The sequence below is a fragment of the Vibrio sp. 10N.222.49.C9 genome, assembly GCF_041474985.1.
In the GTDB taxonomy this organism is placed as follows: Bacteria; Pseudomonadota; Gammaproteobacteria; order Enterobacterales; family Vibrionaceae; genus Vibrio; species Vibrio crassostreae_C.
Genome location: NZ_JBFRVD010000053.1, coordinates 1 through 13232, shown reverse-complemented (window position 1 = coordinate 13232; position 13232 = coordinate 1). Strand labels below are relative to the sequence as shown.

General features: G+C 45.3%; 10 protein-coding genes. 5 read left to right on the top strand and 5 right to left on the bottom strand.

All coding sequences use genetic code 11. The features are described 5' to 3' along the window. The first annotated feature begins 21 nt into the window (after positions 1 to 21). Positions 22 to 873, top strand: a complete 852-nt coding sequence (locus tag AB4585_RS19600; protein ID WP_372170660.1) for a LysR family transcriptional regulator — start codon at positions 22 to 24, stop codon at positions 871 to 873. 15 nt (positions 874 to 888) lie between these two features. Here AB4585_RS19600 and AB4585_RS19595 read toward each other — a convergent pair whose 3' ends face one another. Next, entirely contained in the window at positions 889 to 2685 is a 1797-nt protein-coding gene (locus AB4585_RS19595; RefSeq protein ID WP_372170657.1) for a sigma-54-dependent Fis family transcriptional regulator, read from the bottom strand. A gap of 327 nt (positions 2686 to 3012) precedes the next feature. On the opposite strand from AB4585_RS19595, the gene AB4585_RS19590 reads away from it, so the two are divergent. Further along, a complete protein-coding gene (locus AB4585_RS19590) occupies positions 3013 to 4533 on the top strand; it encodes an aldehyde dehydrogenase family protein (RefSeq protein ID WP_017061629.1) in 1521 nt (506 codons plus the stop codon). Positions 4534 to 4660: 127 nt separating this feature from the next. Here AB4585_RS19590 and AB4585_RS19585 read toward each other — a convergent pair whose 3' ends face one another. Together AB4585_RS19585 and AB4585_RS19580 are read right to left on the bottom strand one after the other, a co-directional pair. Then, complete coding sequence (locus AB4585_RS19585; RefSeq protein ID WP_104216025.1) at positions 4661 to 5398, bottom strand: NUDIX domain-containing protein; 738 nt, start codon at positions 5396 to 5398, stop codon at positions 4661 to 4663. A gap of 224 nt (positions 5399 to 5622) precedes the next feature. Continuing rightward, positions 5623 to 6024 (bottom strand): hypothetical protein, encoded by a 402-nt coding sequence (locus tag AB4585_RS19580; protein ID WP_017061631.1) that lies wholly within the window; start codon positions 6022 to 6024, stop codon positions 5623 to 5625. Between the two features lie 306 nt (positions 6025 to 6330). On the opposite strand from AB4585_RS19580, the gene AB4585_RS19575 reads away from it, so the two are divergent. Beyond that, positions 6331 to 7413 (top strand): pyridoxal phosphate-dependent aminotransferase, encoded by a 1083-nt coding sequence (locus AB4585_RS19575; protein WP_017061632.1) that lies wholly within the window; start codon positions 6331 to 6333, stop codon positions 7411 to 7413. Positions 7414 to 7490: 77 nt separating this feature from the next. On the opposite strand, the gene fghA is transcribed toward AB4585_RS19575, so the two are convergent. After that, positions 7491 to 8330: an S-formylglutathione hydrolase gene (gene fghA / locus AB4585_RS19570; protein ID WP_104216026.1), complete on the bottom strand. Its 840-nt coding sequence runs from the start codon at positions 8328 to 8330 to the stop codon at positions 7491 to 7493. A gap of 154 nt (positions 8331 to 8484) precedes the next feature. Continuing rightward, a complete protein-coding gene (locus tag AB4585_RS19565) occupies positions 8485 to 9633 on the bottom strand; it encodes an S-(hydroxymethyl)glutathione dehydrogenase/class III alcohol dehydrogenase (RefSeq protein ID WP_012601124.1) in 1149 nt (382 codons plus the stop codon). 320 nt (positions 9634 to 9953) lie between these two features. Between AB4585_RS19565 and AB4585_RS19560 the strand changes: the two genes are divergently transcribed. Then, complete coding sequence (locus AB4585_RS19560; protein ID WP_372170653.1) at positions 9954 to 10298, top strand: multidrug efflux SMR transporter; 345 nt, start codon at positions 9954 to 9956, stop codon at positions 10296 to 10298. A 232-nt stretch (positions 10299 to 10530) separates the two neighbouring features. Next, positions 10531 to 12828 carry a formate C-acetyltransferase gene (gene pflB, locus AB4585_RS19555; RefSeq protein WP_372170650.1) on the top strand — a complete coding sequence of 766 codons (2298 nt, stop codon included), beginning with the start codon at positions 10531 to 10533 and terminating at the stop codon, positions 12826 to 12828. Positions 12829 to 13232 lie beyond the last annotated feature (404 nt).

Sequence of the window (13232 nt, the reverse complement as noted above, 5' to 3'; positions counted from 1 at the left end):
TGCAATACATTAATAAAAACGATGGGTGGTGATTTCAATATGGATATTGATGCTTTGCGAGGTTTTCTCGCGTTTGTGGAAACCAGTAGTTTCACACGTGCAGCGAAACAGATAAATCGCACCCAATCGGCATTCAGTGCTCAGATGCGTAAGTTGGAAGAAGAACTCAATGTCACTCTTTTCCAAAAAGAAGGGCGTAACTTAATACTCACTGAAGCAGGCTTAGCGCTGCGTTCTCATGCCGAACAGTTGGTCGCGCTCCACAATACAGCCCTCAAGCAAGTAAAGCGTTACGAAGACAAACAACCTCTGCGACTCGGCTGCCCTGAAGACTACAACGACACTATTCTGCCAAAAGTGATTCGCCTATTGCAGAAAGCAGAACCCACCTGTTCTATTCAAGTATTTAGCCTGCCAAGTATTAACCTCAGAGAGTGGTTAGATGATGGCCGTTTAGATGCGGCGATTGTCACCAGAGCGCCTGATAGTGAAGAGGGTTACTGGCTTACACATGATGTGGGTGTTTGGATAAGCAGCCCTGACTATGCATTCGATGAGTCTAAACCAGTCCCACTAGCCTTGTTTCAGACCGATTGTAAGTACCACGCAGCGGCAGTGAATGGCTTAACCAAGCAGGGCACGCCTTATCAGTTATTGGCGTGTAGCAATACCGCTTCAGCGCAGCGTGCAATCGTGAAAGCAGGATTAGCGATTGGTGCGATGGGTAAGCTAAGCGTGACTTCAGATTTGAAAATTCTTGATGATATGCCGCCGTTGCCTTCGGTCGATATTGTGCTGATCCTAGCGAGTAAGCATCACCCGGTATTGGATAAAGAAGTGCTCAATCAACTTTTGGAGCTGGGTTCTGAGTAGCTTAGGTTCATCTTCCTATTGGAGGATTCCCAAGCTTTTCAATTTTCGATAAATGGTATTGCGGCTGATACCGAGTATTCTCGAAGTCTTACTGATGTTGCCTTGGTTGGCTTGATAAGTTTGCAACAAGGTTTCTTCAACGGTGCTTCTTAAATCGTTACTCGCTGTACCTTTGATGGCATTAGGAGTCATTAGCTGATGCTGATGCTGATTATCGTGTGCTAATGACGTGAGATGTTGAGCAAGGTGGCTGGGCACATGCTCGAGTGTGAGTTGGGGTTCATCACTTGCTAATAGAGCAGCAACCTTAAGTAAGTTGTCTAATTCGCGGATATTACCCGGCCAAGAATAGGCGCACAGTAAGCTCATCAAGTGCGGGCAGATTGTCTGTTCGTCTTCGGCGTATTTACGATGAATGTGCTCGATTAAAGCGTGCTTGTCTTGTCGGTGTTGTAGGCTTGGTAAGGTAAACGCCAAGCCATTTAGGCGATAGTACAAATCTTGTCGAAACTCTCCAGTTGCGACTAGCTGCTCAAGGTTTTTATGAGTCGCGGCGATGATCTGACAATCGACTTGGTAGCTCTGATTGGAACCCACAGGAACAACGGATTTGTCTTGCAGAACATGCAGTAGTCGGCACTGAGCTTCTAAAGGCATGTCGGCGATCTCATCTAGAAATAGAATCCCTTTATCTGCTTGACGGATCTTACCTTGGAAGCCCTTGTGGCTTGCTCCCGTAAAGGCGCCCGGCGCGTAACCAAACAGTTCAGATTCGATAAGGTCTTTAGGCAGCGCGCCACAATTTACCGCTACCAAGGGCGAAGACTTACGCTGGCTTTGCTTGTGCAGCGCTTTAACAAACTCGCCTTTGCCAACTCCTGTTTCTCCTAAGATCAACAAACTGATCCCTTTATCGATTACCTTGTTGGCTTGCTGCCAAGCGTGTTCGATTTGTTGCTCGCCATGGTGCAAATCACACGATGCTGAAATGGAGCGCGTGCGTTTGGTGGTTGGTTGTTTGAGGTGTTGTTTCTCAAATACAAAAGGCGTGTCTAATGAGGTTCGGTTGAAGAGGGTATCGATACTCTCACCGACGATCGAGGTTTGATCCAATAGTTGAGAGGCGACCTGATTGTGTGCCACCACCTCCCCAGCTTCATTGGCTATTACAATCCCTTGCCAACCACTGTGTAATAACGATTTCTCACATGCGAGGTCGATGCGAGTGGTGCCTTGTGGGATGTGGCTCAGTAGCTGGTTTTCAACAAGCTGAACCATATTTTGAACCAGTAGCTGCACCGAACTGTCGTGCTGTTGCTGCTCACTGGTAATGTCCAATACGCCAACCATGTTCCCTTGGTGATCAAACACAGGGCTTGCTGAACAGCTGATAAATCGATGCTGGTGGATGAAGTGCTGCTCACCAATGATGGTCACGGGTTTAGCTTCAACAATCGCGGTGCCAATCGCGTTGGTGCCCTTAAGTTGTTCCTGCCAACACGCTCCTGAGCTGAGTGCAATTGATGTCAGCTTCTCCTTAAACCGCTCCTGTCCCCAACTCGCCAGAATCACCCCTTCAATATCGGTCAGAATCAAACGACTGTCGGTACGTGCAAACATCTGGTTGAACAGAGGCAGTGCATTACGTTCGACGATTTGAATCAAGCTCGATGATTGATGACGTCGCTGCTTCAGAATCGACTGTGGCAGGCGAATATCTTCGGGAAGTCGTCTCTGTTTTAGCCCCGCTTCTGTGCTGCGGTGCCAAGACGATGAAAGCCAATCTGAGGTGTTTGCTTGTTGAAGGTGCATGACTGTTCCATGTCGTAACAGTGAGAGTGTACCAAATTGGAACAGTTGAACACTGGAGTGGTTTCCATACGTCCGTTCAATGCCAACTCACTTTGGGTTGTAAACGTTTGGTAATCATAGTTTTACAATTTATTAACAACAAGTTTTGAAGTTCTGGCGTGTGATTTGCGTTGTTACTGTTGTGAAGAAAACACGAAGTATCAGTGTTTTAAACAGAAAGCATAAACATGGGCGTCTCGCCATGAGTTCTTTTCTCAAGGGGAGCCGCCACAAAAATAAGACAGCTCTAGCTCAATAACGAATATCAAATCGAAGAAGGATCTAACTATGATTTACGCACAGCCGGGTAGTGACAACGCAGTGGTGAACTTTAAAGCGCAATACGATAACTTTATCGGTGGCGAGTGGGTGAAGCCTGTCAGCGGCGAGTATTTTGATAACACTTCCCCAGTGAATGGTCAGGTGTATTGCCAAGTGGCACGTTCAACAGAGGCAGACATTAGCTTGGCACTCGATGCGGCGCATGCGGCTCGTGCTAGTTGGGCTGCGACCAGTGTGACAGAACGTTCCAATATCCTACTTAAAATTTCCGATCGCATTGAAGCGCACCTAGAAGAAATCGCGGTGGCGGAGACGTGGGAAAACGGCAAGCCTGTGCGTGAAACTCTAGCGGCAGACATCCCGTTAGTTGTTGACCACTTCCGTTACTTTGCAGGCTGTATTCGGGCGCAAGAAGGCAGCGCAGCCGAGCTAGATTCAAACACCGCGAGCTACCACTTCCCAGAACCCATCGGTGTGGTGGGGCAGATCATTCCTTGGAACTTCCCGATTTTAATGGCGGCTTGGAAATTGGCGCCAGCACTGGCTGCGGGTTGCTGTGTTGTGATGAAGCCAGCGGAGCAAACACCGACATCGATCTTAGTGATGATGGAGAAGATCGCTGATCTTCTACCTGCAGGCGTAGTCAACATCGTCAATGGTTTTGGTAGTGAAGCGGGTCAAGCGTTAGCAACCAGCGATCGTTTGGCGAAATTGGCATTTACCGGTTCGACAGAAGTCGGCCACCACATCCTGAAATGTGCCGCTGAAAGCTTGATTCCATCAACGGTTGAGCTTGGCGGTAAGTCTCCAAACATCTACTTCCCAGACATCTTTAACCATGAAGACGAATACCTTGATAAGTGTGTCGAAGGCATGTTGCTGGCGTTCTTCAACCAAGGTGAAGTGTGTACCTGTCCATCACGTGTGCTGATCCATGAATCGGTGTACGACAAGTTCATCGCCAAGGTGGTCGAGCGTGCTCAAACTATTAAACAAGGTAACCCGCTAGATACTGATACTCAGGTTGGCGCACAAGCTTCAAAAGAGCAGTTCGATAAGATTCTGAGCTACCTAGAAATCGGTCGCCAAGAAGGCGCTAAAGTGCTGACAGGTGGCGAAGTTGCGCAGCAATCTGATGATCTCGGTAATGGTTATTACATCCAGCCAACCATGCTGGAAGGGCACAACAAGATGCGTGTATTCCAAGAGGAGATCTTCGGCCCTGTTATCGCGGTGACGACGTTTAAAGACGAAGCTGAAGCGCTAGAGATTGCCAACGATACCGAATATGGCTTGGGTGCAGGTGTATGGACGCGTGATGCAAACCTAGCGTATCGCATGGGTCGCAACATTGAAGCTGGACGTATTTGGGTGAACTGCTACCACGCTTATCCAGCACATGCCGCGTTTGGTGGTTATAAGAAATCCGGCATCGGCCGTGAGACACATAAGATGATGCTCGATCACTACCAAAACACTAAGAACCTATTAATTAGCTACGATACTAATCCGTTAGGCTTTTTCTAAAATAGATAGGTTCTAGAACAGTCTAATTAGGAAGTCACTAGCAACGAGATGGCTTAAACAATATAAGTAAAATGAAAAGCAAAACGCCAAGTTCTTATGAGCTTGGCGTTTTTATGTTTGAATCGCTTTAGTTTTTCGAAAAGAAGATCTCTGGCTTATGGTTCGGGCCATAGTTGCCTTCTAGTTGGGTAAGTTCTAATCCTTGTTTGCCTATCAAAGAGCCGACCAATTGGCGGTTAAACGGGTAGCTGTCGGGGTTGTTAATATATTCTTCAACATCTATCCATTTAGCTTCTGCAATTTCATCAGTGTCTTGAATCGCAATTTCTTGAGTTTGAGCGATAAGGTGACAAATAAAGTAGAGGTTTGATTTACCGAATTGATACGGGTGTCTTGTCGCCATGCCAACCACAGAAACGAACGTTGCCTCGATACCGGTTTCTTCCAAGGTTTCACGAACCACCGATTCTTCAATGCCTTCACCCAACTCAATATGACCGCCCGGTAATTTGTAACCCGTCATGCCGTGCTCTTTGATCATCAGAACTTGATTGTGTTCGTTAGTGATTAACGCACCAGCACCCAAGGTGTGGGTCGGAATGAAAGGCACAAACTCTACAATCTCGGATTTGTGGATCAGCGTAATCTCGTCTTCTAAGCAGTTGTGAAACACAAAGCCAAGCTCAGTCGCCACCGGAATAAGGTGCGAGAGTGAAATAGGTAAGCTAATCCAAATAATGCCTTTGCTATTCTGCTTTGAAAATTCGGTGATCTCGCTGAGTTCGGCATTGAATGAGTCAACATCGTGAGGGGCTGTTGCTGGGTCAATGATGATGCCGTTAAATTTGTCGAGCGTAAATTCCACGGGTGATCCTTTATTATTTTGATTTATTGGGCGTCGAGCATGGTCTGAGCTTATCGTATCTAAAGAGCTTATAACACCTTGAGAGCAAGGGCAGCAGTGAATCAAAAGTAGGCAATGCAGTTTATGTCGAACGGGTCGGGATAAGTGGAGGGTGTTGCTAGAAACAAAAACTGCGCTTGGAAGCCAAAGCGCAGTTTTAAAATGAGGTTTATTGCAGTTCGATTTTAACGAATATAGTTCGCGTTAATACTCACGTACCAGTGTTGAAGCTTGCCATCAGATTTCTTGATCCACAAATCGTTGGTGTAGCTATCAATCTTGCCGTTAACCGTAAGGTTGAATGTGTTCTCGTCGAATTCGCCAAGCTTCACGAACTGGTCCGTGGTAATCAGGAATGGGTCCATGTCGTCTACACCAACCACATCTGAAATCACATAGTAGTGGTAAGTCAGCGGCTTGCTCGCATCATTCGGGTTGCTGCGATACGCAACAAGCTTGAATGGTTCCGTTAATGGAACGTCGAGCGTTTGCTTGTCCATGGTCGCTGGAATTGGAATAAACAGCCAAGCGGTAAACAGACCGCTCAATAAAACCATCAGGAAGAAAAGAGTCTTAATTGCTTTCATAGCAACCTTCAAAATATGGGGGATGTTAATGGGGCTATGGTAACTAGGGAGAGTAAAGATGCAAGCTCTGTTATTACCCTATCTTATCTCAGCTTAATCTAGCGCAAAGAAAGCGGTTCGGTTAACTCGAAATGTAAACACGAGTGCTTAACTCTTGATTATGGCTTAAGAGAATTCGTTATTTGAACCAATCTTGGTTTTTAACCAGTCTCTCGAAACAAGGCGAAGAACTGTCGCGAAATGACCTATATAGATAAAATTCAGTACGATAAGAATAGCGCATGAATATTTTTTGAGCGTTTTCTTATGCATTTAAATCCACGGTTAAGTGGCGAATACCATTCTTATGTCGATCACTCATTTCGTATCGATTGTTCACTTGGCTCCAATCCATTTGGCGCACCAGAAATTCCTGAACATGTGATCAAAGATATTATCTACGGTATTGATAAGTACTATTGCCACAGGGAGCTTTCGGAGCTGACTTATCTGACTCGCCAGTTTATTGGGATTGAAGATTGTCGTATTACGTACACCACGGGCTCTCTTGGGGCGCTAGAACTTATCTTCAATAAACTTATCGATCACAACAATCGCACCATGATAGGCATTGGCCCTCAGTTTGTTGAAGCAGTATCAGAGTTCACTTTGGTGGGCGGGAAGTACCAGTCCATCAACATGTTTGATTATCAAAACGAGTCGGATCTGTTCGGTGTGTTGGCATCAAAAATAAGCAGTCAAAATCCTGCCTTGGTGTATATCGATAATCCCAACAACCCAACGGGTCGAATCTACGACAGAGCTTATCTGGTCGAGATAGCGAGAGTATGTGAGCGTTCTGGCGCTATTTTGATTGTCGATGAGGCATATGGTGAATACCTGACCCCTGAGCAGTCTATGCTCGATCAGACCTTAGTCTTGGACAACTTAATAGTTTTACGAACCTTTTCTAAAGGTTTAGGGCTCGCTGGGATTCGACTCGGTTACTTAGCCAGCAGTGAAAACCTGACTTCTGCAATCGAAGCTGCGGTGAGTGTGTTTACGCCGACTTACCCCTCAATAAAAATCGCATCGGCGACCTTACCCAATGCAAAACACTTCTTAGAAATGAACCGCAGCAAAACTGAATACTTTAAGCAGCAAATGATCGGCTTGTTGTCTGAGAACAATATTGAGGTGGTTGGCACGTCAATATCGACGCCCATTATGTTGTTGAAAAAGAGAGGAACTCACCTTTCAAAGCTATTTGAGAGTATCGGTATTAAGACATGTTCGGGTGTCGATTTTGCTATTACGTGCGACGCGATGACTGAAGAGTATGTTCGATTACGAATTGTTGGCAATGATATAGATTTAGAAGCGTTAAAGCAGCGTATTAAGCAGTTATAAAAGCAACCGTTATAAAATCAGTAGGCATAAAAAAGCCCGCACCTTGCGTTTACAAAGTGCGGGCTAAATTCATCTGGCTACTTGTTTAAGTAAGCAGCGTGGAACTCAATGTGTTCATCAATAAAGCTAGAGATGAAGTAGTAGCTGTGGTCGTAACCAGGCTGCATACGTAGATCTAAATCGGCATTGGTTACCTTAGCGGCTTCGACTAATTGCTCAGGTTTAAGCTGTTCAATCAGGAAGTTATCGGCTTCACCTTGGTCGACCAACATTGGCAGTTTAGTGCCTTTGGTTTTTAGAAGCTCAGAGGCATCGTAGTGTTTCCACTCTTCAATATCCAAGCCTAGGTATTGGTTGAAGGCTTTTTGTCCCCAAGGGCATTGCATTGGGTTGGTGATTGGGCTGAATGCAGAGATAGAACGGTAGCTATCTTCGTTTTTAATGCCAATCGTTAGGGCACCATGTCCGCCCATGCTGTGACCAGAAATCGATTTTACGGATGTAACAGGGAAGAACGACTCAAGTAATGCAGGGAGCTCTGTTACCACGTAATCGTACATGTGGTAATGGCTGTCCCATGGCGCTTGAGTGGCATTCACATAGAAGCCTGCACCTTGGCCGAGATCGTAATTTTCATCGTCGGCAACACCTTCGCCACGTGGGCTAGTGTCTGGTGCCACAATCGCGATGCCTTGCTCAGCCGCGGCTTTGAAAGCGCCGGCTTTTTGCATGAAGTTTTCATCGGTACAGGTTAAGCCTGACAACCAATACAAAACAGGAACTGGGTTTTCTTTGCTTGCGTTAGGTGGCAAGAAAATCGCAAAACGCATGTTGCAGTCAAGCGTTGCAGAAAAGTGGGTGTATTGTTTGTGCCAACCACCAGCAACCTTTGCTTGGCTAATGTTTTCGATTGTCATCTATTGTGCTCCGTTAGGTTGATGGTTTGGGAGTAAATTTGTCTATATCACTTAAAGTTTCACCACCCACCGGGCAGGAGGTGGTGAAGACAGTTTGTTGCTATTCATTTGTAGCTGTGGCCTCGATGCTCGAAAGAATCGAGGCCAAGATGTGTTACTTATCCATGTGTAGAACAGTACGGATAGATTCACCTTTGTGCATTAGGTCGAATGCTTCGTTAACGTCTTGCAGACCCATAGTGTGAGTAATGAACTCTTGAAGACCAAACTCACCTGCCATGTAGCGGTTAACGATTTCTGGAAGCTCAGAGCGGCCTTTAACACCACCGAAAGCAGAACCACGCCATACGCGACCAGTCACTAGTTGGAATGGACGAGTTGAGATCTCTTGACCTGCACCCGCAACACCAATGATGACTGATTCGCCCCAACCTTTGTGGCAGCACTCAAGTGCTTGACGCATCACGTTTACGTTACCGATACACTCGAAAGAGTACTCAACACCACCGTCTGTCATCTCTACGATAACGTCTTGGATTGGCTTGTCGAATTTAGTTGGGTTGATGCAGTCTGTCGCGCCAAGCTGTTTTGCTAGCTCGAATTTGCTCTCGTTGATATCAACACCGATGATGCGGTCAGCACCAGCCATGCGAGCACCAATGATTGCAGAAAGACCGATACCACCTAGGCCGAATACAGCAACGTTGTCGCCTTTTTCAACTTTAGCTGTGTTAAGTACCGCGCCCATACCCGTAGTTACACCACAACCTAGAAGACAAACTTCTTCAAGTGGTGCTTCTTTGCTTACTTTCGCTAGAGATATTTCTGGAAGTACTGTGTACTCAGAGAAAGTAGAGCAACCCATGTAATGGAAAATTGTTTCGCCATTGATAGAGAAGCGGCTTGTACCGTCTGGCATTAGGCCTTTACCTTGCGTTTCACGAACCGCTTGGCATAGGTTAGTTTTACCAGATTTACAGAACTTACATTCGCCACATTCAGCTGTGTAAAGTGGGATAACGTGGTCGCCAATCTCAACACTTGTAACGCCTTCGCCGATCATCTCAACGATACCACCACCTTCGTGACCAAGAATTGAAGGGAAGATACCTTCTGGATCGTCACCTGATAATGTGAATGCGTCAGTGTGACAAACACCAGTAGCAACGATGCGAACTAGAACCTCACCAGCTTTAGGAAGTTGTACATCAACTTCTTCCATTTTTAGTGGCTCGCCAGCTGCCCATGCAACCATTGCTTTTGATTTGATATGCGTTTGACCAGGTTTAATTTCGATTGTCATTGGATGTTTCCTATATGTCAGTACAGCGGATAACTGTGCAATTAAATTCAACCCGTTAAGCGTAGTTGAGCTTAATTGTTTCCGCTCTCTCGTTTTGTTGGAGCTAGTATAGGTGTGAGTGCATGTTTTGATAATCCCCTTAAATAGAAAATGATTATTACGTATTTGTAATAATAGAGCATTTAGGTTCCTCGTGTTAACCGAAAGTCACACTTAAGAATTTTTAAGGTACGTCATAATAATTGCTTACTGAAAATCACATGAATTGGAAATAAAACTACAATATTCTGAGCGCCGTATTTAATGTTGTGGACTCATACATGCTTTTATCTCTTCCGCCTCCAGTGATGCTGTCACTTGCCATCGTGCTTGAAGTTGTCGCGACTTCTTTATTGCCTAAAACGCAGCAATTTACTTCCCTTCCTGCTACCGCCGCAGTACTCGTCGGTTATGGCTTTGCTTTTTATCTGTTGTCTCTCACGGTTCAAACTATGTCTCTGGGTGTCGCCTATGCGATTTGGTGTGGGGCAGGGATTGTGTTAGTCACGGCGTTATCTTGGTTGGTCTACGGGCAAAAGCTAGACATCTACGCGATCATTGGCATCGCTTTGATTCTGTCTGGTGTGGTGATCATTAACCTGTTTTCAACGTCGGTGAGTCACTAAGAGTCTATTTCCTACTTCTGAAGGAACAAACTAATTGGAATCTAGAGTAGTTAGCCTTCAACTTAAGGTATTGAATATAATATAGTAATTCCAATAAATGCATTTTGTGCATGTATTTTATGAAAACAGCTCACTTTACTCATAGATTGGTCGGTTTAGTATAGCCAGCAGAAACCAATGATTATAAATAATCATAGATATTATCTTTTTATCAATAACTTAGGGGGTCATTATGACTATTCCGACAACCGATATGATGGAAGCTTGGACGGGATTTCAAGCTGGCGACTGGCAAACATCCGTTAATGCACGTGATTTTATTCAGCGAAACTACACCCCTTATGAAGGCGATGAGTCTTTTCTTGCGGACGTGTCGGACTCGACGACACAGCTATGGGAATCGGTGCTAGAGGGTATTAAAGAAGAAAGCCGCACTCATGCCCCTGTCGATTTTGATACTGATATCGTTTCCACTATCACCTCACACGATGCAGGTTACATTGCAAAAAACCTCGAAAAAATCGTGGGTCTACAAACCGATAAACCACTGAAACGCGGCATCATCGCTAATGGTGGTATTCGAATGGTGAAAACGTCGTGCGAAGTGTACGGTCGTGAATTAGAGCCACAAATCGAAAAGATCTTCACTGAGTACCGCAAAACGCATAACCAAGTAGCGTTCGATCTTTATACTGACGAAATTAAAGCATGTCGCCGTTCTGGTATTATTACTGGTCTGCCGGATGCTTATGGTCGTGGACGCATTATTGGCGACTACCGTCGTCTTGCTTTGTACGGTATCGACTTCCTAAAATCAGACAAAAATGAGCAGTTCAAATCAACTCAGAAGATGCTTGAAACGGGTGGTGATTTAGATAAGACATTGCGTCTACGTGAAGAGCTTACTGATCAAATTCGTGCCCTTGATGAAATGCGAGAAATGGGTTTGAAGTACGGCATTGATATGTCTTCTCCTGCTCGTACTGCGCAAGAGGCAATCCAGTTTACCTATTTTGGCTACTTAGCTGCGGTTAAGTCTCAAAATGGTGCTGCGATGTCGCTAGGCCGCACATCAACCTTCCTAGATGTTTACATCGAACGTGACCTTAAACTTGGTCTGATTGATGAAAAACAAGCGCAAGAGTTGATTGACCATTTCATCATGAAGCTTCGTATGGTTCGTTTCCTTCGCACTCCTGAATACGATTCATTGTTCTCTGGCGACCCAATTTGGGCAACAGAAGCAATGGCTGGCATGGGCGTTGATGGTCGTACTCTTGTTAGCAAAACGACTTTCCGCTACTTGCACACATTGCACACGATGGGCCCAGCACCAGAGCCGAACATGACGGTTCTATGGTCTGAACAACTGCCTATCGCGTTTAAACAATACGCGGCTAAAGTGTCTATCGAAACCTCATCACTTCAGTATGAGAACGATGATCTAATGCGTGCGGATTTTGATAACGATGATTACGCGATTGCGTGTTGTGTAAGCCCGCAGGTGGTTGGCCAACATATGCAGTTCTTTGGTGCTCGTGCAAACCTTGCTAAAGCGTTGCTTTACACCATTAACGGTGGTGTTGATGAAAAATCTAACATGCAGGTTGGCCCCCAAGTTGCTCGTATCGAAGATGAAGTTCTCGATTTTGACCGCTTAATGCCTCGCTTTGATGACATGATGGATTGGCTTGCAACGCAATACGTCACTGCGCTGAACGTGATCCATTACTCGCATGACCGTTACAGCTATGAAGCATCGTTAATGGCATTAATGGACCGCGATGTTCATCGCACAATGGCTTGTGGTATTGCAGGGCTGTCGGTTGTTGCTGACTCGTTAGCGGCTATCAAATACGCGAAGGTAACACCAGTACGTAACGAAGATGGCATCGCTGTCGACTTTGAGATTGAAGGTGAATATCCAAAATTCGGCAACAACGATTCACGTGTTGATGATATTGCTTGTGATTTGGTTGAACGTTTTATGAAAAAAATTCAGAAAATGAACACCTACCGTGAAGCGGTTCCAACTCAATCTATCCTTACGATTACTTCAAACGTTGTATATGGTAAAAAAACCGGTAACACACCAGATGGTCGCCGCGCAGGTATGCCATTTGGCCCGGGCGCAAACCCAATGCACGGTCGTGACGAGAAAGGTGCGGTTGCTTCACTTTCTTCAGTTGCCAAACTGCCGTTTGAATTCGCTAAAGATGGTATTTCTTACACCTTCTCAATCGTACCAAATGCACTAGGTAAAGATGACCTAAGCCAAAAAGTGAACCTAGCAGCACTAATGGATGGTTACTTCCACCATGAGGAAAATGGAGGATCGATTCGTGTTGAGGGTGGGCAGCATCTCAACGTTAACGTGCTTAACCGTGACATGTTGTTGGATGCCGTCGAACATCCAGAAAAATACCCACAGTTAACCATCCGAGTCTCGGGTTACGCAGTACGATTCAACTCGCTAACACGTGAGCAGCAACAAGATGTAATTAGCCGTACGTTTACTGCTAAGATCTAACCGTAAACTTCAAGTTATACGGTCCTAAAAAGCGCGAGAATGACATCCGTCTCTCGCGCTTTTTTGTGCGTCGAGTATGGCGGTAATCATGTTGTTGGACGTCGCGTTGTCTTGGCTGGTATATGAGCAAAACCGATATTTACACGGTGATTGGTATCGCTTTGATTCTTTTTTTGGGGGGATTCGCTTGTTTTTTATGTCAGAGATCACTAGGAGCTCTAACTTATCTTTGCCCCAAAATCAGCTAGACCAAATACTCTACAAGATCTGTGTCGTTCATTTTACCCTACAAAAAGTTATCCTATATGATGCAACTCAACACGATTTGACCTTTATTATGATTATTTGACCTGTCAGGTTGCCTATTTAATTGGTTTAATCATCAGATCCTCTTGCTGAGGATA

What these genes read in the sequence shown, in the direction of transcription:
- AB4585_RS19600 (WP_372170660.1), top strand. Translation starts at nt 22, where the DNA reads ATGGGTGGTGATTTCAATATGGATATTGATGCTTTGCGAGGTTTTCTC.
- AB4585_RS19595 (WP_372170657.1), bottom strand. Translation starts at nt 2,685, where the DNA reads ATGCACCTTCAACAAGCAAACACCTCAGATTGGCTTTCATCGTCTTGG.
- AB4585_RS19590 (WP_017061629.1), top strand. Translation starts at nt 3,013, where the DNA reads ATGATTTACGCACAGCCGGGTAGTGACAACGCAGTGGTGAACTTTAAA.
- AB4585_RS19580 (WP_017061631.1), bottom strand. Translation starts at nt 6,024, where the DNA reads ATGAAAGCAATTAAGACTCTTTTCTTCCTGATGGTTTTATTGAGCGGT.
- AB4585_RS19575 (WP_017061632.1), top strand. Translation starts at nt 6,331, where the DNA reads ATGCATTTAAATCCACGGTTAAGTGGCGAATACCATTCTTATGTCGAT.
- fghA (WP_104216026.1), bottom strand. Translation starts at nt 8,330, where the DNA reads ATGACAATCGAAAACATTAGCCAAGCAAAGGTTGCTGGTGGTTGGCAC.
- AB4585_RS19565 (WP_012601124.1), bottom strand. Translation starts at nt 9,633, where the DNA reads ATGACAATCGAAATTAAACCTGGTCAAACGCATATCAAATCAAAAGCA.
- AB4585_RS19560 (WP_372170653.1), top strand. Translation starts at nt 9,954, where the DNA reads ATGCTTTTATCTCTTCCGCCTCCAGTGATGCTGTCACTTGCCATCGTG.
- pflB (WP_372170650.1), top strand. Translation starts at nt 10,531, where the DNA reads ATGACTATTCCGACAACCGATATGATGGAAGCTTGGACGGGATTTCAA.